The sequence below is a fragment of the Gemmatimonadales bacterium genome (assembly GCA_036265815.1).
Lineage (GTDB): Bacteria > Gemmatimonadota > Gemmatimonadetes > Gemmatimonadales > GWC2-71-9 > CAVVWJ01.
Genome location: DATAOI010000059.1, coordinates 1 through 18,821, shown reverse-complemented (window position 1 = coordinate 18,821; position 18,821 = coordinate 1). Strand labels below are relative to the sequence as shown.

Below are 18,821 nucleotides of genomic sequence, written 5' to 3'. Positions count from 1 at the left end.
GGCCCTCGGGCGATCCTGACGGGGGAGGTGCGTCTCCGGGGCGTGGTATCTTGCCGGCATGAAATTCGGGATTCGGTTGCGGCAGGCGGGGTGTCTCGCCGGAATGGTTCTCCTCCTGGGATCGGGCAGTCTGCGCGCTCAGATCTCCTCCGGCATCGCGCTGCAGCGCCGCCTTGCTCAGGAGCTCGGTCTCGCCGTCGGGGACACGGTTCGCCTGGGCACCGCGCCGGACTCGATGGGCGGATTGGCGCTGGTCACCGCCATCTACGAGCCGCGACCCGACCCGGCCGACGTGACCAAGCGCGACCGGCACGTCCGCCTGCACCTGCCCGAGCTCGCGGCCCTGCTCGGCGCTCCCGACCAGGTAGACCGCTTCGGCCTGGGTCTCGTGCCCGGTGTATCCGCCGACACCGCGGTGGCCCAGCTGCAGCGGAACGCCTTCGGCTACCAGGTCTATCGGTCGGACGCGATCGCCTCCGAGTCCTCCCAGACCTTTCTGGTGGTGAGTCGCTTCCATCGCGCCATCGCCGTCATCACCATCGTGGCCAGCGCGGTTTTCCTCCTCTGCATCATGCTGCTCAAGGTGGAGGAGCGGCGGATGGACGCCGCGGTCATGCGGTTCGTCGGCGTGCGGCGGCGGACCATCTTCGGCGCGCTGGTGCTGGAGGCCGCGCTGGTAGCGGTCCTGGGGTCGGGGCTGGGTACGCTGCTCGCCCTGGGCGCGGGTCTGGCCACCAATGCGTACTACCGCAGGTTCTTCGACACCGCGCTGACCTTCTCCCTCATCACCCCCACCATCGTGGTCTTCAGCGTGGCACTGTCTCTCGGGCTCGGACTGGCGGCCGGCGCGGTGGCCGCCTGGCGGCTGGTCCGCACCCGGCCGATGGTCCTCTGGGGACGCGGATGAGGAGCCTCATGTGGGGGCTCCGCAGCCTCACGCGGCAGCCGCTCCGGAGCGGGCTCTCGCTGGCCGGGATCGCGGTGGCTGCCGCCATGCTGCTCGACATGGTCATGTTGAGCGGCGGCATCGACAAGTCCTTTACCGATCTCCTGCTTGGCCGCGGCTATCAGATCCGGCTCACCCCCAAGGGCACCCTCCCCTTCGACACCGAGGCGACGCTGTCTCACGCCACCGAGATCGTCGCCGCGCTCCGCTCGGACCCGGCGATCGCATCGGCCGGTCCGGTGCTGGGGACCTCGATCTACGGCCGGCTCCCTGATTCGCTCGTCACTCTGTTCGGCTACGGCATCGACCCGGCGGCTCAGGGACTCTACCGCCTGAGCGCCGGCCGGGATCTCACTCCAGGAGACACCAGCGGAATTCTGCTGAGCCCGGCCGCCGCCGAGCGCCTCGGGGCGGGGGTGGGCGACACCGTCACGCTGGTCGGCCGACTCGATCCCCAGGTGGTCACGGCATCGGTGGGCCGCCGGCTGGTGGTCCGCGGCGTGGTACGCTGGCTCTACGATTACCGAGGACAGCCATCGGTGGGCACCGTGCTCCCCCTGATGCAGCGTCTCGCCCGCGAGGAGTCGGAAGACCGGGCGTCACTGCTGGTGGTGAAGGTGCGGGACGACGCCGCGGTGCCCCGAGTCGCCGCACGACTTCGGGAACGCTTTCCACGCCTCGAGGTCAACAGCGTGGCCGACCTGGTCGTACAGTTCAAGCGGCGGCTGGTGTATTTCCGGCAGCTTTCCTACATCCTGGGCTCGATGAGCGTGATCGTGACCGTGCTGCTCATCGCCACCCTCATGACCATCACCGTGCACGAGCGGCTGGGCGAGATTGCCACCCTCCGCGCGATCGGCGTGAGCCGCGGGACGGTGGTGCGTCAGGTGCTCGCGGAGGGGACGGTCCTGACGGTGGTCGGAGCCGCCCTGGGAATCCTGCTGGGCCTGCTCACCGCCCGGCGGCTCGACGCCATTCTCACCAGCTTTCCTGGGTTACCCGCCGCATTCTCCTTCTTCGTGCCCCGGTTCGATACCCTGCGCACCGCGGCCATCGTGCTCCTCCTGACCGGGTCGCTCGCGGGGCTCTATCCGGCCTGGCTCGCCGCGCGGACGCCGATCGCGCGGACGCTCCGGGAAGAGGCGACGTGAGCGCGCCGGACGCGGGTCGTGCCGCCCCCATTCTCCTCGCCCGCGAGCTTCGCAAAGACTATCCCATGAATGGCGAGACGGTGCATGCGCTCCGGGGCGTGTCGCTCAGGATCGATGCCGGCGAGTACGTCGCCGTCGTGGGGCCGTCCGGCAGCGGCAAATCCACGCTGCTTCAGCTCATCGGCGGGATCGACACCCCGTCCGCCGGCACGGTCGAGCTCCTGGGGACCCGGTTGGAAGGCCTCTCCGATCATCAGCTCACCCGGCTCCGGCTCACCCGGCTCGGCTTCATCTTCCAGCGCTTCCATCTGCTCCCGGTCCTCACGGCACGGGAAAACGTGGAGCTGCCGATGGCCGAAGCGGGGGTGCAGGGGCCGGAGCGGCGCGCGCGGGCGCTCGAGCTGCTCGCCTACGTTGGGCTGGCGCAGCGGGCCGGACACCGCGCGACCCAGCTCTCCGGCGGCGAGATGCAACGCGTCGCCATCGCTCGGGCGCTGGCCAACCGGCCCGTCATGGTGCTGGCGGACGAGCCGACCGGCGAGCTCGACGCGGCCACCGGACAAGGCATTCTCGATCTCTTCCGCCGACTGAACGCGGATGGCACAACCCTGGTGGTCGTGACCCACGACGACCGCCTGGCGGGCGAGGCTCGGCGAGTGGTTCACATGATCGATGGGAGCATCTGCGACTGATGCTCCTCACGCTGGCCTTCCGCCACCTCTGGGTCCGGAAGCTCCGCACCTTGTTCCTGCTGCTCGGCTTCAGCCTCGGCGTGGGGGTCATGGTCGTGCTGCTCTCGGTGGGCGAGGCCATGCTGGAGCAGGCGCGCGATGTATCGCTGGTCGGGGGTGGCGAGGTGACCGTGCTCCCCCAGGGGATCGACATCGAGGCGATGCGCACCGGGGGGCTCGGCGCCATGTATTTCGGGATCGACCGAGCCCGATTCCTCACCCGCCAGGCCCTCGGCGGCCCGAGGCACGCCGCACTGGTGCGCACCGTCGCCCCCGCCATCGAGGGGAAGCTGCTCTACCTCTGCCCGATGGCAGCACCCTGCCGTCCGCTTCCGGTCCGCGCCGGCGGCGAGATCCCCAGCCGGACGCGCGCGCTCGGAGCGGGACTCGACGTGCTGCAGGGCCGCTGGGAGGACTCCCCCGCCGATTCCGCCTACGTCCACCCGACCCCGCAACAGCTCTACGACGAGCTGGATCATTTTCACCTTCCCCCTCACCCCGATTCTGCCTGGGGCGAGTGGCACTACTTCAACCTGCTGACCTCGCCGAAGGAGTGGTGGCATCTCACGTACCTGGTAGGGGGCGAGGTACCGGACGGCCGCTGGGGTGGCCGTGTGCTGGTCACCCACCATGCCCGAGATGGACGTTCCGAGCGGTTCACGGTCGAGGCGCACGCCGCGGGCGTCAGCTTCGACACTGCCGGCGCGGACGTGACCATCGGCGGAAGCTCGGTTCGCCAGCGGGACGGTAGCTACCTGCTCGCCGTGCGCGCCCGGGGCCAGGTCGATGCCCTGCGGATGGATCTGCATCTCCAGCCACTTCCCAATCGCTACTTCCCGCCGGTCGAGCTCCGCGACCGGGCGTTCGTGTCGGGCTACGTGGTCCCGGCGCTGGCGGCATCCGCCAGCGGCAGGATCTGCCTGGGCGCGCATTGTGTCGACCTGCGCGACGCGCCGGCATATCACGACCACAACTGGGGGGTGTGGCGCGACGTGACCTGGGAATGGGGCGCCGCTCGCGGGACCAGCCTGAGCCTACTCTATGGCGGCGTGTACGGCCCGGAGCGGGCCGGCGCGGGGGACGCGCCGGTCACCTCGCCGTTTTTTCTGAGCCTGGTCGACTCCCTCGGCGTGCAGCAGGTGTTGCGGTTCGAGGGGATCGATTACCGGGGAGCACTGCCGGCCGCTGGGGTCGCCGGAAGCACCGCTCCGACTCGTTTTCATCTCCTGGCGACACGCGGCCCCGATACCGTTCGACTCCGGGTCGACGTCGATCACGCCCTCGCGAGCGACATGGCGGCGAGCTCGTTCCGACGATATTTCCTGCAGATGCGCGGCCGGTTCCGATTGGACGGAGAGGTGGGGGGGCGGGCCGTGGCCGACAGCGGGAGCGGCTTCTTCGAGACCTATCGTCGGCGGTAGGGCGCCGCCAACGGTCGCGGCCGCGCCAGGCGAACAGGTCGCCTGGGCCAAGCCGGGCGAGCCTACCAGGAATCCCAGCACGACGAGGCGGAGCGCGCGCCCAGCGTGTATGTTCCAGGGTATGTCGACAGAGGAAGGTCCCCAGGTACCCGTGGCCGAGCAAGCGGCGGACACGAGGGAGCGCGGTCGACTCCTGATCGACACCTTTGGTCGAGGGTGGGCTAAGCCGGACATCGATCTCCTGATGTCGGTCTACGCGCCTTCCGCAACCTTCATCGAGACACCGTTCTCCGAGCCGCTTCGGGGAGTGGAGGCGATCCGTCGCTACTGGCTCGAGGTTCCCTACAATCAGTCGGAGATCACCTTCACCTCCGGCGAGATCTATGCGGCTGGCCCCTGGTTCTCCACCGAGTTCAAGTGCGTCTTCCGGCGGCGCCGGTCGGGCGAGTGGGTCGACGCCAGGGGGGCCATTTTCTGTGAGACCGAGGCTGAAAAGATCGGCGAGATGCGGATGTACTGGCACCGGTGGAACGGTGGCCGGGAGACGAGCAAGTCGTAGACAGGAGATGACATCGGAGCCTGGAGGCGTCGCCCAATGAGGACGCCCGGGAACCCTGCTCGAGAGGTAACTGTTTAACTGGCAACACAGTAAACGGTGGCACGGGGTTCGCGGTCTGTCACGCGCTCGCCGGTTGGAGCACAACCCCGTGTCCCGTAGCAGCTTCCACGTTGTAACAGCAGTATCGGGAGGGCGCCATGATATCCGCTCTGCTCCTTCCACTCGTCCTGGCCGGTGCGCCTGTCGATCGGGCGGCTCCGCCTAACGATGACCCCGCCGTCCAACTCTGGATCAATAATGACCGTCGGTTCCTTCCCGGCGACCGCGCCAAGGTTCAGGTGCGGGCGAGAGAAGACGGCTATTTGGTGGTCCTCCACGTCGACCCGGACGGCTATCTGCGGGTGCTGTTCCCGCTCGATCCCAAGGACGACAACTTCGTCCGCGGTGGACGCAAATACGAGGTTCGGGGCCGAGCCGGCCGTGAGTCGTTCAGCGTCGACAGCCGGTACGGGCAAGGGACAGTGTATGCCGCGGTTTCCCGCGATCCGTTCCATTTCGATCAGGTCGTCCTGGGCGATCACTGGGACTACCGTACCCTCGCTCCCAATCGGCTCCCGCGCGATCCGGAGAGCGATCTCAACGAGATCGTGCGCCGCATGGCTTCGGGAAGCTTCGACTACGATATCCTCAGCTACGATGTGATCGAGCGGGTGGTCTACGCCGATAACTACTCCAGCTCCTATTACGGCTCGGGGTACTACGGCTCGGGGTACTACGGCGGCTGCGGCTACTTCGACTACTGCGGTCGGCCGTACTACGGATCGGGCTACGGCTTGTCGATCGGGCTCTTCTTCGGGCGGCCATACCGGCGCTACTACGATCCGTTCGCCGTGGCCTACGACCCGTTCTACGACCCGTTCTTCTACGATCCGTTCTATTACCGGCCGGTATACGGGTACCCGCTGCGGCCGTTCTATGACTATCCGTACGGCTACGCGAACTACTACGGCAATTACTACGGCAATTACTACGGCAATTACTACCAGCGGTTCCCGGGGTACAACCGGCCGTCTGGGCCGTATCGCTTCCGGCCGACCGACGGGGTCTTCGCCGGCTATCGCGACCGGCGCTACGACCTGCGCTCGGTGAACACGGTGTACCTGCCGCCGACCAGCCGGGTCCGCAGCGAGCCGATCACCTCGTCGCCGGTGCGGCGGGTGGCGGATCGGACGGTGGCGGATCAGCCCGCGGGCACGCCGCTGCGGGAGACAGGCCGGAGACCGGAGCCAAACGTCGAGCGGCGGCGGCTCGAGCGTCCCATTGAGGCGCGTCGCGCACAGGAGCCGGAACAGCCGCGCAGTACCGGGTCGGACACTCGTTCCCGGCGCACCGACATGCCGGTGGAGATCCGGCCGCCCAGTCGCGACGCGCAGCCACAGCGGGAGGCCGAGCCCCGTCGCGAGGTACAGCCCCAGATCGAGCGCGCACCGATTCGAGAGCGCGATCCGGAGCCGGAAGCCCGGCCAGCGCGGCGCGAGGAAGAGACCGGAGTCTACCGGCCGCAACCGAGCGATCGAGGAGCCGAACGGTCCGACGTCGATCGGGGTGACCGGGGCTCCAGTGGACGGGATCAAGCTGTGGCGGACCGGGGTGATCGCGGCGATGACCGCGGTAGCAGCGATCGTGGGAGCGGCACGTACAGCGGAGACCGCGGGGGTGGGGAGCGTCGCGGCAGTGACAATGGCGGCGGCGCCCGGTCCGGTGGCGGAGACCGTGGTGGCGGAAACAGCGGTGGAAGCCCGCCCGCGCGCTCCTCCGACGGCGGAGGCCACGGCGGAGGGTATCGCCGGCGCTAACGCGGTTGGGTGGCTCAGCCGTGAAAGGCCCTCCGAGATTCGGAGGGCCTTCGCTTGTCCAGCTTACCCCACAGTCCGGTGGCGGCGGACGTAGTCCAGGCCCCATTCGAGCAGCTCCGAGCTCCGAAGCCCGATCCGCATCGCCTGGGTGACGGCATCCTCCTCCTCGAAGCCGTGGTCCAGCATGAGGAACGGGATGAGGGCGCCCCCCACCCGGCTGCCGCTGTTGCAGTGGACGAACACGGTCCGGTCGCCGGCCTGGCGCAGCACGTCGAGGATCCGGTCGAGCGTCGAATCGTCGATGGTGCCGGGAGCGACCGGGACGTTGCGATACTCCAGGCCGAGGTGGCCAGCGAGCGCCGGCTCGTCGATCGGCCGGGGCTCCATCGGGTCGCGCAGATCCAGCAGGATGCCGCCTCCCGCCTCCGCGAACGCCTGGAGGTTCGGAGCCGTCGGCTGGCCCCCGGTCACCACCGTCGGAAGCAGCTGGCAAGCATTCGTGACTCCGGCGAACGCCTGGAACGCCGACCCGGTCATGGGTTCATCTGAGCTTCATCCTGATCGCCCCGGTAGATGATGACGTTAGCGCGCTCCAGGGTGATGAGCCCGCCGCCGATCATCCGGTCGAGCTCGGGCAGGATGGCCTGGATCTTCTCCTCCGTATCGACGCACTCGACCACCAGGGGGAGATCCAGCGAGAGCCGCAGGACCTTCTCGGTGTGAATCCCCGCGCTTGCCCCGAAGCCCATGATGCCGCGAAACACGGTGGCGCCCGCGAAGTGACGCTCACGCAGCAGATGCACGATAGCTTCGTAGAGCGGCCGCCCGTGAAACTTGTCTCGTTCCCCGAGGTGGATCCGCATCAGGGTGCGTTCGCCGGTCAGTCCATGCATCACGCGCCTCGTCGGGTCAGAGTCGCTCCCTCCAGACGATCGCCTGGCGCGCCAACGCGAACCCGACGACGGTGGCAGCGATCGAGAGCAGGAGGCTGAGGCCGATGTATACGCCGGCACGCCCCCACTCGCCGTCCTCGAGCAGGGCGACGGCCTCGTAGCTGAAGGTGGAGAAGGTGGTGTAGCCGCCGCAGAAGCCGACGGTGAGAAATGCCCGCAGCTCGGGGGTGAGCGTTGGAGTCTCGACCCCATACCGGAGAACGGCCCCGAGGAGGAATGACCCGGTCACGTTGATCAGCAACGTGCCGGCGGGAAAGGTGGTGTCCAGCAGGCGCTGGACCAGCCCGCCCACCAGGTACCGGCTCATGCCTCCGATGGCACTGCCCACGGCGATGTACCAGAGCATGCACCAAAAGTATACCCCATCGGCACGAGCCGCTTCTCCGCGCGGAGCTGGTGCTCAGCGGAGAAAAGTTTCCGGCCGCCGCTGCCCCGGTCCCCTGTGTACCCATGCAGAGAGATATACATTTCCTGCGTGCTCCGCCTCGCGATCGCCCAGCTCAGGCCCCGGAAGGGCGCCTACGAAGAGAACCTCTGCCGTCTCGGTGCGCTGTTCCGCGAAGTCGGCGGCTGGGCCGAGCCGCCCGATCTCGTCGTGGCGCCGGAGACCGCGCTCACCGGATATTTCGTCGAGGGCGGGGTCCGTGATCTCGCCCTCTCCGCCGATCAGCTGTTCCAGGACCTGAGCCTGCAGCACCGGGACTCCAAGGCGCCCCCGCTCGATGTCGCCCTCGGCTTCTATGAGCTGCATCAGAACCGGCTCTTCAACTCCGGTCTGTACGCCACACTGGGTGGACCCGATGCGGGCATCCGGCACGTCCACCGGAAAGTCTTCCTCCCGACCTACGGCGTGTTCGACGAGGAGCGATTCGTCGAGGCCGGTCGCAGCGTGCAGGCCTTCGACACCGGCTGGGGCCGGGCCGCCATTCTGATCTGCGAAGACGCCTGGCACTCGTTCACCCCGATGCTGGCCGCGCTGGGCGGGGCGCAGCTGATCATCATCCCGAGCGCGAGCCCGGCACGGGGGATCGTCGCCACGGACGCGGCGGGGGGCCGGCCGAGTAGCCTCGCGCGGTGGAACCGCATGGCGCAGGACATCGCGGGAGAGCACGGAGTCTACGTCGCGGTGGCTCAACTGGTCGGATTCGAGGGAGGGAAGGCCTTCCCTGGCGGATCAGTCCTAGCGAACCCACGGGGAGAGCTGGTCAGCGAGGGACCCGTCTTCGAGGAAGCGCTGCTCCCGGCCGTACTCGACTTCGAGGAGATCACCCGCGCCCGGGCCGACATGCCGCTGCTGGCGGATCTGGAGATGCGGCTGCCGCACCTGTTGGGCTCGCTGCACCACGCCCGCCAGGGCGCGCCCGCATCGTCTTCCGCGGCTGTCCCGGTTCCACCGGCCAAGGATTCGCGTCCGCGTCACAGCCGGGCGAGGTCGGCGCCGGCCGCTCCTCCTTCGATCCCCGGGTCGGATCCGCTCGCGATCGAGCCGGAGCTCACCCGCCGGTGGCTGGTCGAGTTCGTGCGGGACGAGGTCCAGCGGCGGCGGGGATTCCACAAGGTCGTGCTCGGTCTTTCCGGCGGCGTCGACAGCTCGCTGGTGGCGTACCTCGCGGCGGAGGCGGTGGGACCGGAGAACGTGCTGGGCGTGCGGATGCCGTACCGCACGTCGAGCGTGGAGAGCCTGAGCCATGCGCAGCTCGTCATCGAACGGTTGGGCATCGGCGGGGTGACGGTCGACATCAGCGGCGCCGTGGACGGGCTCGCCGCGGCGATCGGCGGCGCCCCCGACCCCGGCCGCCTGGGGAACATCATGGCGCGGACCCGCATGATCACGCTGTTCGATCTCTCCGCGGCCCACCGCGCCCTGCCCCTCGGGACCGGCAACAAGACCGAACGTCTCCTGGGGTATTTCACCTGGCACGCCGACGACTCGCCGCCGGTCAATCCGCTGGGCGATCTGTTCAAGAGCCAGGTGTGGACGCTGGCCCGACACCTCGGGGTCCCTGAGGTGATCGTCTCCAAACCCGCCAGCGCCGACCTCATCACCGGCCAGACCGACGAGGGCGACTTCGGGATCAGCTATCCCAAGGCGGACGCCATTCTCCACTGGATCCTCCTGGGCTATCGCGATCCCGAGGTCGCGGCGCTGGGCTTCACCGAGGCCGAGATCGCGATCGTCCGCAAGCGCCTCGACTCCACCCATTGGAAGCGCCGGCTCCCCACCGTCGCAATGCTGAGCGCGACGGCGATCGGGGAGTACTATCTCCGCCCGGTCGATTACTGAGAGCATCCATGCTCCCCGACTCCCGCCCGATGTCCCATTCGGTCGGCACCATCACCACGTTCGTCATGCCCCACATGCAGAACGTTCGGGGCGATCTGTTCGGCGGCGAGCTCATGGCGCTGGTCGACCAGGCGGCCGCGGTGGCCGCGATCCGGCATGCGGGCGGGCCGGCGGTGACGGCGGCGATCGACCGGGTGGACTTCCGCGAGCGGATTCCGGTGGGCGCGCTGGTCACCGTGGAGGCCACGGTGGATTACGTGGGGAACTCCTCCATGGACATCTCGGTCGACGTGTACGCCGAGCGGGTGAGCACGGGAGAGCGGCGCCACACCCACACGGCGCACGTCGTATTCGTCGCGATCGACGAGCATGGCCTCCCCAAGCGGGTGCCCCGCCTGGTGCCCGAGACCGCGGAGGAACGGGCGCGCTACGCCCGGGCCGAGACCCACCGGATGAGCAAGCGGGAGACGTGAGCTCCAGCGAGGTCACGGTGGTGTTGAGCGGGGGCGGCGCCAAAACGGCCGCCCACGTCGGCGCCTATCGCGGGTTGCTGGAGGGAGGATTCACGGCCCGGCGATTCGTGGCCACTTCGATGGGCGCGGTGATCGCGGCCGGACTCGCCGGTGGCGCGCGGGAGGACGAGCTGCTGGAGCGGCTCACCGAGGTCGGCAGCCGGGGCATCGTGCGCGAGCCGCTGGCGGCCGTGTCCGGGCTGTTCGCCCGATCGCTGCTCCGGCCCGCGCCGCTCCGCCGCGCCATCGAGTCGCTGGTGCCGGCACGGCGCTTCGCCGACCTGGCCGTGCCGCTCACCGTGTCGGTGGTCGATCTGGATACCGGAGAGCTGCTCCTCTTCGGCTCGGAAGGCGAGGATGCGGGATTGATCGACGTGCTCTGCGCCAGCTGCGCGTTGCCGCTCTACTTCCCGGCGGTGGCGCTGGCCGGCAGGCGTTGCGGCGACGGTGGGCTGCGCGGGGTGCTTCCGCTGGAGGCGGCGGCCAGGGTGGGCAGCGAGCCGGTAGTGGCGGTGGACGTCGGCCCCGGCTTCGATGCCGCACCCGGAGCGGGTGCCGCGCCGGGCCCGCCGGTGGTCCGCGCGCACGACGAGGCGGTGGGCACACTGATGGCAGCGCACACCGCGGCCCAGCTTGCCGGATGGCGGGCGGACGGCGCGAAGCCTCCGCTGCTCTACGTGCGTCCCCGGGTCGAGCGCAATGCCACCTTCAGGGTGGACCGGATGCGGCAGTACGCGGCCGACGGGCACGAGGCCGCGTGTGCCGCGCTCGCTGGATGGCGAGCGAACCCTTGACCGGCATCTCGTTCCGGGCAAATTGAGCCACATGAAAGCTTCAGAGGTGATGGTGGCCGATCCTCACGTGGCGGTGGCCGGCGCCATGGCGAGCGAGGTGGCGATCATGCTCAAGACCCGCAACATCTCGGTCGTCCCGGTGGTGGATGATCATCGCACGCGCCTGTTCCTCGGCACCCTGAGCGATCGCGACCTGGTCACCCGGTGTCTCGCCGAGGGCAAGCATCCGTGGCACACCCGGGCAGACGAGCTGATGCGCACCGGGTCGCCGGTGGTCGGCCCGGACCAGGAGCTCACCGGGTGCCGGATCCGCATGGACCTGGATGCCAGCGATTCCCATCTGCGGCCGACCATCACGGTGGTGGACGCCGCCCGGCGCGTTGTCGGATTCATCAGCCATCCCGAGCAGATCCCCGGCGTGGAGATCGTCTCGGGATAGGAGCGAAAGGAGCGAGATGGCGGAGTTCAAGCTCTTCACGCTGGACGAGGCCGAGCGCACCCTGCCGCTGGTCCGACGGATCGTGCAGGACCTGGCGGTGGAATACCCCGCGTGGCGGGCGGCGGTGGGACGGTTCGAGGTGCTCACCGGAGGGGCCCGGGCGGACTGGGGCGAGAGCGCAGAGCTGATCCGGGCCCGCGACGAGGTGGCCGCGCACGCCGAACGGATCAACCGCTACCTCCAGGAGCTCGAGACGATCGGCTGCGTGGTCAAGGGCTTCGAGGTCGGACTGGTGGACTTCTACTCGCTCAGGGAGGATCGGCCGATCTTCCTCTGCTGGAAGCTGGGCGAGGATCGCATCACCCACTGGCACGAGACCGACACCGGGTTCGCCGGCCGGCAGCCGATCGACGGCGCGATCCTCTCGGCGATCTCCTCGTGATCCGCTTCTGGCTCCTGCTCCACCTGCTCGGCTTCACTCTCTGGCTGGGCGGGGGCTTCGCCGGCATGGTGGTCGGGGTCGCGGGGAAGAGCGCGGATCGTGCCGGGCTCGGCATCGTCGCTCGCGGCCAGGCCGCCATCCAGCGATTGGTCGTCGCACCGGGCGCCTTGCTCACAGTGCTGTCGGGGCTGATCCTCACGTTCTCGGTGACGGCTCGGACCGGGGAGCTGACCGGCTTCAGCCTGCCGCTGGTCGTCATGCAGGGCGCCGGGGTGCTCGGCGCCCTGCTCACGCTGCTCATCGCCCTTCCCACCGCCGCGCGTATCGGCCGGCTGGACCCCTCGGGTCCGGGCGCCGCCTACTTCGACGAGCTGCGCCAGCGGCAGAAGCTGGTGACCTCGATCAGCGGAACGCTCGCGCTCGCGGCGCTGGTGGCGGGGGCGTGGGTGCGGTAGGGCATCAACTCTCCCGCCCGCGATCCGCCGCCCGTCCAGTCTTGCATGCCGTCCGCACCGGACAGCGGGAGCAGTGCGCTACCCGCGCGGTACAGATCAGGGCGCCCAGCTCCATGATGCCCTGGTTGAAGGTCCAGGCGCTGGCTCCGCTGGAAGGCAGCAGCATGGCGCCGGTCTCCCACAGCCGCCGCTCGGCGCCCGAGCTTCGGAGCCGCGGGTGGAAGGCCCGCCGGATCACCCGAGCCACGTTGGTATCCACCGCAGGCGTGACGACCTGGTAGGCGAAGCTCGCCACCGCGCCCGCCGTGTAGCGGCCCACGCCGGGGAGCCCGAGCAGCAGTGCGGGATCCGAGGGGATGATCCCCGCGTGCTTTCCCACGACCTCCCGCGCCAGGCGGTGGAGATTGTGCGCCCGGCGGTAGTACCCCAGGCCTTCCCAGCTCTCCCGCACCCTGGCGGCCGGGGCGGCGGCGAGGGCATCGATCGAGGGATACCGCTCCAGGAAGCGATGATAGTACGCCTCCACCCGGGCCACCTGGGTCTGCTGCAGCATGAACTCGGAGACGATCACGCGGTAGGGGTCCCGGGTGCGGCGCCAGGGCAGGTCGCGGCCGTGCCGGCGGAACCAGCGCAGCAGCCGGCGGCGGAAGTCGGCGATGTCGCGGAGGGTTGCCGGCCCGCGCTGAGGGGTGGACTTGGGAGCCATTGGTGGTGAAGATAGAGGTCGACTCCTAACCGGGCCATCCGTCTCAGCTCTTGCTGCGCGCGGGTCGCCGTCAGCCGAGAGGCCTACTGCGATCATGGCCACCGAAGTTCTCGCTCTCCCTCGTTATGTCGGCCGCTGGTTTCTGGACGCGACCTCCCACGTCGGGCGGGTTGCGATGATGGTGGCGGACCTGGTGCGGAGCCTGAATGAAGTGCGCATCTGGGTTCCCCGCATGTTCACCGAGGCCTGGAACATCGGGGTCGGGAGCCTGTTCATCGTGCTCCTCATCTCCGGATTCGCCGGCGGAGTGACCGCACTCCAGGCGCGCTACCAGTTCACCGGCACGATCCCGGTCTACTACCTGGCGGGCGTGATCGTCGAATCGATCGTGCTGGAGCTGGGGCCAGTCCTGACGGGACTCATCCTGGCCGGCCGGATCGGCGCCCGGTATGCCGCCGAGCTCGGAACCATGCGGGTGACCGAGCAGATCGACGCACTGGAGAGCCTGGGCCGGTCACCGTCCTCGCACCTGATCATTCCGCGGGTCATCGCCGGATTGATCATGATTCCGGTGCTGACCGTGTTTGCCGACGTGATGGGCATCGGCGCCGGATGGTTCAGCATGAAGCTGGTGCTCCCCATCACCGATTCGGACTTCGCCTACGGCGCGCGCACCTTCTGGCGATCGTTCGACGCGACCTACTCCGTGGTCAAGGCATTCTTCTTCGCCGCCTGCATCACCGTCATCTCGTGCTACATGGGCTTCAACACCCAACAGGGAGCCGAGGGGGTGGGGCGGTCCACCACCGGCGCCGTCGTGAGCAGCTCGGTCATGATTCTGCTCCTCGACGTCGTGCTCACCAAGCTGCTGCTCAATCAATGATCGAACTCAAGGACGTCCACAAGCGCTTCGGCAAGCAGATCGTGCTCGACGGAGTGAACTTCAACGTGCAGGAAGGCGAGACGGTGGCGCTCCTGGGTCCCTCGGGCACCGGGAAGAGCGTGCTGCTCAAGCACATCATCGGCCTCATCCACCCCGATTCGGGCACCATCATCGTGGACGACAAGGACGTCGTCCGTCTCAAGCGGCAGGAGCTGGCCGAGCTGCGCTCCCACATCGGATACGTGTTCCAGAACGGTGCCCTGTTCGACTCGATGGATGTGTTCGAGAACGTGCGCCTGGGCATCACGGACGACAGGAAGTACCGCGACCTCGAGTATTGCCGGAACCGGGTGGCGGAGTGCATCAGACTGGTGAACCTCCCTCCGGAGGCGATCGAGAAGTTCCCCGCGGAGCTCTCCGGCGGGATGCGGAAGCGGGTGGGAATCGCCCGGGCCATCGCGGGCAGCCCCAAGTACCTGCTCTACGACGAGCCCACTTCGGGTCTGGACCCGGTGAACGCCGACGTGATCGACGAGCTGGTCAAGGGCCTGGCCGAGACGCTGGGGGTCACCGGCGTGATGGTGACGCACGACGTTCGGGGGGCGTTCCGCACGGCCAATCGCCTGGCGCTGCTCACCGGCGGCAAGATCGTCCAGCAGGGAACGCCCAAGGAGTTTCTGGCCTCGAAGGATCCGAGGGTGCAGGAGTTCCTGGAGCGCGACTTCCACAACGCCATCATCGCCGCCTGAGACGACCATGGACCTGGCCTACAAGCAAGAAGCGACCGTCGGTACCCTGGTCATCCTCGCCTTCGTGCTCTTCTTCACGGGCACCACCTGGCTGAGCGGCCGCTCGCTGGGTGGGGGCAGCGACAAGTTCTACAAGATCCAGTTCAAAGACGCGTCCAATCTCAAGGCCAGCTCGGTGGTGCGGATCTCCGGCGTGCCGGTCGGGAAGGTGGAGAAGATCGCGCTGGTCGACGTGGGCAAGGTGCTGGTGTCGGTGAGCCTGCCCGACAAGATCACGCCGCGGGTGGACGCGGCCGCCACCGTCGTCGCCGTGGGCTTCGTGGGCGACGCGGCCATCGAGTTCGATCCGGGCGACGCGGCTGAGCCGCTCCCCCACGATCGGGTGGTCATCGGCTCGCAGAAGGCGGGATTCACCGACAAGGCCACCGCGCTGAGCGACCGGGCTGACAGCGTCCTCCTGGGCGCCCAGACCATCGTGAATCAGAAGACGGCCGACGAGCTGTACGAGACGCTGAACGCGCTCCAGGCCACGCTCAAGGCCACGCAGAAGACGATGGCGATGTTGAGCGACACGCGCGTGGGACCGGCCGCGGAGCTGACCAAGACGATGGCTGCCTTCCGCCAGCTCAGCGCCCGGCTGGACAGCACCCTGGGCAATCCTTCGCTGGTGCGCGCGCTCGGGCGGGCCGACACGCTCACCAGCAACCTGGCCGCCATGACCGCCCAGCTCACCACGACCAGTGCGCGACTCGACAGTGTGCTGGCCGGAGTGAACAGCGGCCGGGGGACCATCGGCAGATTCGCCACCGACAGCGGGTTCTATTACGACATGCGGGACGTCTCGCAGTCGCTCAAGCGGGTGCTCAACGAGCTGGAGAAGCATCCCGGCAAGGTGCCGGTGACGGTGAAGCTGTTCTAGCCGGGTAGGCTCCTCCCATGCTCTCGGTGACCTTCCTGGGAACGGGTGCCTCGTGCCCGACGGTCGACCGCAACGTGGCCGGGCTGGCGGTGCAGCGTGAGGGGGAGACGATCCTCTTCGACTGCGGCGAGGGCAGCCAGCGGCAGATGATGCGCTACGGCGTGGGCTTCTCCTTCACGGAAGTGTTCTTCACCCACTATCACGCCGATCACATGCTGGGGATCACCGGCCTGTTGCGGACCATGGGGCTGCAGGACCGCACCGCGCCGGTGGTGCTCTATGGCCCTCGGGGAGCCGAGCGCGTGCTCGGCGCGGCGGCGACGCTGGGGATCGAGCGGAACAAGTTCCCGGTCGAGATCGTGGAGATCGGCCCGGGTACCCGGCTCACCCGCCCGGAATACGACATCGTAGCCTTCGAGACCGAGCACCGGGCCGATACGGTGGGCTACGCGTTGGTGGAGCACATCCGGCTGGGCCGCTTCAACCCGGATCGGGCCAAGGAGCTGGGCATTCCGGAGGGGCCGTTGTGGGGCCGGCTGCACCGGGGGGAGAGCGTGCTGCTGGAGGACGGCCGCATCGTCACGGCCGCCGACCTGGTGGGCGCGCCTCGCCCAGGCCGCACGATGGTGTACTCGGGCGATACCCGGCCCACCCTCAGGGTGATCGAGGCCTCTCGGGGCGCAGATCTGCTGGTGCACGAGGCCACCTTTGGGGGAGACGAAGCCGAGCGGGCCAAGGAGACCGGCCACTCCACCGCGGCGGAAGCAGCGCGCGTGGCGCATGACGCCGGCGTCCGGCGGCTGGTGCTCACCCATATCAGCCCACGCTACAACCGCGACGCCACCGAGCTGCTGGCGGAGGCGAGGGCGGTCTTTCCCGAGACCACGATCGCGCGGGACGGCCTCACCGTGGAGGTGCCGTTCTCCGAGTGACGAGAGGAGTCGCATGCAGCGGAGGCCGTCGGCGTACGAGCTGGTGCTGCTCGGGAGCATGCTGGCGCTGCTGGTGTGGTCGGGCATCCACCCCCACGACCGGTTCACCTGGTGGCTCGAGGTTGCGCCGATCTTTCTCGGCGTGCCGGCGCTCATCCTGCTCTATCCGCGGCTCCGTCTCACGCCGCTGGTCTACACCCTCATCTGGATCCACTGTCTCATCCTCATGCTGGGCGGGCACTACACCTATGCCCAGGTGCCGCTGGGGTTCTGGATGGAGTCGTGGTTCGGGTTCACCAGGAACCACTACGACCGGATCGGTCACCTGGCCCAAGGGTTTATCCCGGCGATGCTGGCGCGGGAGATCTTCATCCGCCGCTCACCGCTCGGGCGAAGCCGTTGGCTGCCGTTCATGGTGATCTGCTTCTGTCTCGCGTTCAGCGCCTTCTACGAGCTGGTGGAGTTCTGGACGGCGCTGGCCGAAGGGAGCGCCGCGACCGATTTCCTGGGCACGCAGGGGGATCCGTGGGACACGCAATGGGACATGATGCTCGCGCTGATCGGGGCGATCGTCTCGCTGCTGCTGCTCTCCCGGGTGCAGGACCGGCAGCTCGCGCGAGCCGGCTGACTCCTCCCATGCATGGCACCCGCTCGATCATCCGGTGGCTGCTGCTCGCCGGGCTCCTCGGCGGTGCCGGCTGCCGGGATCGCAGCGCGGCTGCGCCGCCACCGCCCGCGGGCGCGGCCGCGAGACAAGCCACCGCCCCGGTGGCCAGGACCTGGGTTCCCCGGCCGATCGCTGCCTCGCCGGATCCGGCCCCGAGAGCGCGTGGGGACAGCTCGGCGGCCGACTCTACCGGGAGCGGTGCCGTCCCGCTGGTCGCGCGCAGCCACTTCGTCCTGAGCCCGGCCGACTCGGCCAAGTGGCCGGTGAGGGGGCCGGTCCCACTCGCGGGGGCGATCCTCCCGCGCTTCCGGGTCGTCGCCTACTACGGGAACCCGCTGTCCAAGCGCATGGGCGTGCTCGGCGGGTTGCCTAGCCAGGAGATGCTCGCGAAGCTGGAGCGTACGGCGAAGGAGTGGGCCGAGGCGGACACCAGCCGTCAGGTGCTACCGGCGCTGCATCTGATCGCCACGGTGGCGCAGGGGAAGCCCGGGGCGGGTGGGAAGCACCGGCTCCGGATGTCGGACAGCCTGATCGAGCGGGTGGCTGGGTGGGCGGAGCAGCGCGGATGGCTGCTTTTCGTGGACATCCAGATCGGGCACAGCACAGTGGCCGCCGAATTGGAGCCGCTGATCCCCTACCTTCAGCGGCCGTACGTGCACCTGGCTCTAGATCCCGAGTTCGCGATGACCCGTGGCGGGGTGCCCGGCCGGCGGATCGGTACGCTCGACGCGACGGACGTGAACGTCGCGATCCGGAGGCTGTCCGATCTGGTGAGCAAGGAGAAGCTGCCGCCGAAAGTGCTGGTGGTGCACCGCTTCACCCGGGGAATGCTCACCGGCACCGACCGGATCCGACTCGACCCCAGGGTGCAGGTGGTGATCGACATGGACGGGTTCGGGGCACCCTGGCACAAGGAGTACGCCTATCGGCGATACATCTCGCCGTTTCCGGTGCAGTACGCCGGGTTCAAGCTGTTCTACCGGAACGACCGCCCGATGATGACGCCGAAGCGGGTGCTGGAGCTGTATCCGGCGCCGCTGTACATCCAGTATCAGTAGGGGGTGAGCGGGTCGGGCGATGGGTCGTGCGGAGGCGCGGAGCCCCAGGCTGTCCGAAGGCTGGAATCTATGGGGCCCCTGGCAAATTGGCTTCCGGTCAGGGGTTGGAGGCTGGACGGGGGCTCTAGGCCAGGGCGGGATTCCGTTGACCTGACGGGCGGCGGCGGCTAGTATTACGGGCCGTTGGGAGGGTCCCCCGGGGCTGTAGCTCAGCTGGGAGAGCGCTGCAATCGCACTGCAGAGGTCAGGGGTTCGATCCCCCTCAGCTCCATGACAATCGAATGCACTGCCCCTTGGTGTAACTGGCAACACGCCTGACTCTGGATCAGGAGAGTCCTGGTTCGAGCCCAGGAGGGGCAATGAA

22 protein-coding genes and 2 tRNA genes are annotated in these 18,821 nt (G+C 68.6%); 20 read left to right on the top strand and 4 right to left on the bottom strand.

The annotated features are described in order from the left end of the window. Positions 1 to 58 precede the first annotated feature (58 nt). The 6 genes from VHR41_13370 (at position 59) to VHR41_13345 (ending at position 6,664) form a co-directional block, all read left to right on the top strand. Positions 59 to 907, top strand: a complete 849-nt coding sequence (locus VHR41_13370) for an ABC transporter permease (GenBank protein ID HEX3235184.1) — start codon at positions 59 to 61, stop codon at positions 905 to 907. Beyond that, positions 904 to 2,097, top strand: coding sequence for an ABC transporter permease (locus tag VHR41_13365; protein HEX3235183.1), 1,194 nt, complete (start codon positions 904 to 906; stop codon positions 2,095 to 2,097). The genes VHR41_13370 and VHR41_13365 overlap by 4 nt, the downstream gene beginning before the upstream one ends. Further along, positions 2,094 to 2,789, top strand: coding sequence for an ABC transporter ATP-binding protein (locus VHR41_13360; protein HEX3235182.1), 696 nt, complete (start codon positions 2,094 to 2,096; stop codon positions 2,787 to 2,789). Before VHR41_13365 ends, VHR41_13360 begins: the two co-directional genes overlap by 4 nt. Then, positions 2,789 to 4,249, top strand: a complete 1,461-nt coding sequence (locus VHR41_13355; GenBank protein HEX3235181.1) for a hypothetical protein — start codon at positions 2,789 to 2,791, stop codon at positions 4,247 to 4,249. The genes VHR41_13360 and VHR41_13355 overlap by 1 nt, the downstream gene beginning before the upstream one ends. 151 nt (positions 4,250 to 4,400) lie before the next feature. Next, positions 4,401 to 4,808: a nuclear transport factor 2 family protein gene (locus VHR41_13350; protein ID HEX3235180.1), complete on the top strand. Its 408-nt coding sequence runs from the start codon at positions 4,401 to 4,403 to the stop codon at positions 4,806 to 4,808. Between the two features lie 197 nt (positions 4,809 to 5,005). Beyond that, positions 5,006 to 6,664: a DUF4384 domain-containing protein gene (locus tag VHR41_13345; protein HEX3235179.1), complete on the top strand. Its 1,659-nt coding sequence runs from the start codon at positions 5,006 to 5,008 to the stop codon at positions 6,662 to 6,664. Between the two features lie 63 nt (positions 6,665 to 6,727). Here the strand turns inward: VHR41_13345 and VHR41_13340 are convergent, their stop codons facing one another. From VHR41_13340 to crcB, 3 genes are read right to left on the bottom strand one after another with little or no spacing between them, the layout of a single operon-like run. After that, positions 6,728 to 7,201, bottom strand: coding sequence for a hypothetical protein (locus VHR41_13340; GenBank protein HEX3235178.1), 474 nt, complete (start codon positions 7,199 to 7,201; stop codon positions 6,728 to 6,730). Then, complete coding sequence (locus VHR41_13335; GenBank protein ID HEX3235177.1) at positions 7,198 to 7,557, bottom strand: DUF190 domain-containing protein; 360 nt, start codon at positions 7,555 to 7,557, stop codon at positions 7,198 to 7,200. Before VHR41_13335 ends, VHR41_13340 begins: the two co-directional genes overlap by 4 nt. 16 nt (positions 7,558 to 7,573) lie before the next feature. Beyond that, on the bottom strand, positions 7,574 to 7,963 hold the full coding sequence (gene crcB, locus VHR41_13330; protein HEX3235176.1) for a fluoride efflux transporter CrcB: 390 nt from the start codon (positions 7,961 to 7,963) through the stop codon (positions 7,574 to 7,576). A gap of 129 nt (positions 7,964 to 8,092) precedes the next feature. Between crcB and VHR41_13325 the strand changes: the two genes are divergently transcribed. Genes VHR41_13325 through VHR41_13300 form a run of 6 tightly spaced genes read left to right on the top strand, consistent with a single transcriptional unit; the run spans position 8,093 to position 12,543 of the window. Continuing rightward, complete coding sequence (locus VHR41_13325; GenBank protein ID HEX3235175.1) at positions 8,093 to 9,901, top strand: NAD+ synthase; 1,809 nt, start codon at positions 8,093 to 8,095, stop codon at positions 9,899 to 9,901. A gap of 8 nt (positions 9,902 to 9,909) precedes the next feature. Then, a complete protein-coding gene (locus VHR41_13320; protein HEX3235174.1) occupies positions 9,910 to 10,374 on the top strand; it encodes an acyl-CoA thioesterase in 465 nt (154 codons plus the stop codon). Next, a complete protein-coding gene (locus VHR41_13315; GenBank protein ID HEX3235173.1) occupies positions 10,371 to 11,207 on the top strand; it encodes a patatin-like phospholipase family protein in 837 nt (278 codons plus the stop codon). Before VHR41_13320 ends, VHR41_13315 begins: the two co-directional genes overlap by 4 nt. 31 nt (positions 11,208 to 11,238) lie before the next feature. Then, positions 11,239 to 11,646, top strand: coding sequence for a CBS domain-containing protein (locus tag VHR41_13310; GenBank protein HEX3235172.1), 408 nt, complete (start codon positions 11,239 to 11,241; stop codon positions 11,644 to 11,646). A gap of 16 nt (positions 11,647 to 11,662) precedes the next feature. Then, positions 11,663 to 12,088 (top strand): DUF2203 domain-containing protein, encoded by a 426-nt coding sequence (locus VHR41_13305; GenBank protein ID HEX3235171.1) that lies wholly within the window; start codon positions 11,663 to 11,665, stop codon positions 12,086 to 12,088. Next, positions 12,085 to 12,543, top strand: a complete 459-nt coding sequence (locus VHR41_13300) for a hypothetical protein (GenBank protein ID HEX3235170.1) — start codon at positions 12,085 to 12,087, stop codon at positions 12,541 to 12,543. The genes VHR41_13305 and VHR41_13300 overlap by 4 nt, the downstream gene beginning before the upstream one ends. Positions 12,544 to 12,547: 4 nt before the next feature. Here the strand turns inward: VHR41_13300 and VHR41_13295 are convergent, their stop codons facing one another. After that, entirely contained in the window at positions 12,548 to 13,249 is a 702-nt protein-coding gene (locus VHR41_13295; GenBank protein HEX3235169.1) for a hypothetical protein, read from the bottom strand. A gap of 94 nt (positions 13,250 to 13,343) precedes the next feature. Between VHR41_13295 and VHR41_13290 the strand changes: the two genes are divergently transcribed. The 8 genes from VHR41_13290 (at position 13,344) to VHR41_13255 (ending at position 18,817) form a co-directional block, all read left to right on the top strand. Beyond that, entirely contained in the window at positions 13,344 to 14,132 is a 789-nt protein-coding gene (locus VHR41_13290) for an ABC transporter permease (protein HEX3235168.1), read from the top strand. Then, a complete protein-coding gene (locus VHR41_13285) occupies positions 14,129 to 14,881 on the top strand; it encodes an ATP-binding cassette domain-containing protein (protein HEX3235167.1) in 753 nt (250 codons plus the stop codon). The genes VHR41_13290 and VHR41_13285 overlap by 4 nt, the downstream gene beginning before the upstream one ends. A 7-nt stretch (positions 14,882 to 14,888) precedes the next feature. Further along, the gene (locus tag VHR41_13280; protein HEX3235166.1) at positions 14,889 to 15,800 is read left to right on the top strand and encodes an MlaD family protein; all 912 of its coding nucleotides are present in this window, start codon (positions 14,889 to 14,891) and stop codon (positions 15,798 to 15,800) included. A gap of 17 nt (positions 15,801 to 15,817) precedes the next feature. Next, positions 15,818 to 16,732 (top strand): ribonuclease Z, encoded by a 915-nt coding sequence (rnz, locus tag VHR41_13275; protein ID HEX3235165.1) that lies wholly within the window; start codon positions 15,818 to 15,820, stop codon positions 16,730 to 16,732. 13 nt (positions 16,733 to 16,745) lie between these two features. Further along, positions 16,746 to 17,360 (top strand): DUF2238 domain-containing protein, encoded by a 615-nt coding sequence (locus VHR41_13270; protein ID HEX3235164.1) that lies wholly within the window; start codon positions 16,746 to 16,748, stop codon positions 17,358 to 17,360. 8 nt (positions 17,361 to 17,368) lie between these two features. Beyond that, positions 17,369 to 18,457, top strand: coding sequence for a hypothetical protein (locus VHR41_13265; protein ID HEX3235163.1), 1,089 nt, complete (start codon positions 17,369 to 17,371; stop codon positions 18,455 to 18,457). A 198-nt stretch (positions 18,458 to 18,655) separates the two neighbouring features. Further along, a tRNA-Ala gene (locus VHR41_13260) sits at positions 18,656 to 18,728 on the top strand. Positions 18,729 to 18,744: 16 nt separating this feature from the next. Beyond that, positions 18,745 to 18,817 (top strand) — tRNA-Gln (locus VHR41_13255). Positions 18,818 to 18,821 lie beyond the last annotated feature (4 nt).

Bases quoted from the DNA above. Each gene is read 5' to 3' on its own strand.
- VHR41_13335 (HEX3235177.1), bottom strand. From the start codon at position 7,557: ATGCATGGACTGACCGGCGAACGCACCCTGATGCGGATCCACCTCGGG.
- VHR41_13370 (HEX3235184.1), top strand. From the start codon at position 59: ATGAAATTCGGGATTCGGTTGCGGCAGGCGGGGTGTCTCGCCGGAATG.
- VHR41_13345 (HEX3235179.1), top strand. From the start codon at position 5,006: ATGATATCCGCTCTGCTCCTTCCACTCGTCCTGGCCGGTGCGCCTGTC.
- VHR41_13355 (HEX3235181.1), top strand. From the start codon at position 2,789: ATGCTCCTCACGCTGGCCTTCCGCCACCTCTGGGTCCGGAAGCTCCGC.
- rnz (HEX3235165.1), top strand. From the start codon at position 15,818: ATGCTCTCGGTGACCTTCCTGGGAACGGGTGCCTCGTGCCCGACGGTC.
- VHR41_13320 (HEX3235174.1), top strand. From the start codon at position 9,910: ATGCTCCCCGACTCCCGCCCGATGTCCCATTCGGTCGGCACCATCACC.
- crcB (HEX3235176.1), bottom strand. From the start codon at position 7,963: ATGCTCTGGTACATCGCCGTGGGCAGTGCCATCGGAGGCATGAGCCGG.
- VHR41_13340 (HEX3235178.1), bottom strand. From the start codon at position 7,201: ATGACCGGGTCGGCGTTCCAGGCGTTCGCCGGAGTCACGAATGCTTGC.
- VHR41_13270 (HEX3235164.1), top strand. From the start codon at position 16,746: ATGCAGCGGAGGCCGTCGGCGTACGAGCTGGTGCTGCTCGGGAGCATG.
- VHR41_13280 (HEX3235166.1), top strand. From the start codon at position 14,889: ATGGACCTGGCCTACAAGCAAGAAGCGACCGTCGGTACCCTGGTCATC.
- VHR41_13295 (HEX3235169.1), bottom strand. From the start codon at position 13,249: ATGGCTCCCAAGTCCACCCCTCAGCGCGGGCCGGCAACCCTCCGCGAC.
- VHR41_13265 (HEX3235163.1), top strand. From the start codon at position 17,369: ATGCATGGCACCCGCTCGATCATCCGGTGGCTGCTGCTCGCCGGGCTC.
- VHR41_13285 (HEX3235167.1), top strand. From the start codon at position 14,129: ATGATCGAACTCAAGGACGTCCACAAGCGCTTCGGCAAGCAGATCGTG.
- VHR41_13290 (HEX3235168.1), top strand. From the start codon at position 13,344: ATGGCCACCGAAGTTCTCGCTCTCCCTCGTTATGTCGGCCGCTGGTTT.
- VHR41_13365 (HEX3235183.1), top strand. From the start codon at position 904: ATGAGGAGCCTCATGTGGGGGCTCCGCAGCCTCACGCGGCAGCCGCTC.
- VHR41_13305 (HEX3235171.1), top strand. From the start codon at position 11,663: ATGGCGGAGTTCAAGCTCTTCACGCTGGACGAGGCCGAGCGCACCCTG.
- VHR41_13310 (HEX3235172.1), top strand. From the start codon at position 11,239: ATGAAAGCTTCAGAGGTGATGGTGGCCGATCCTCACGTGGCGGTGGCC.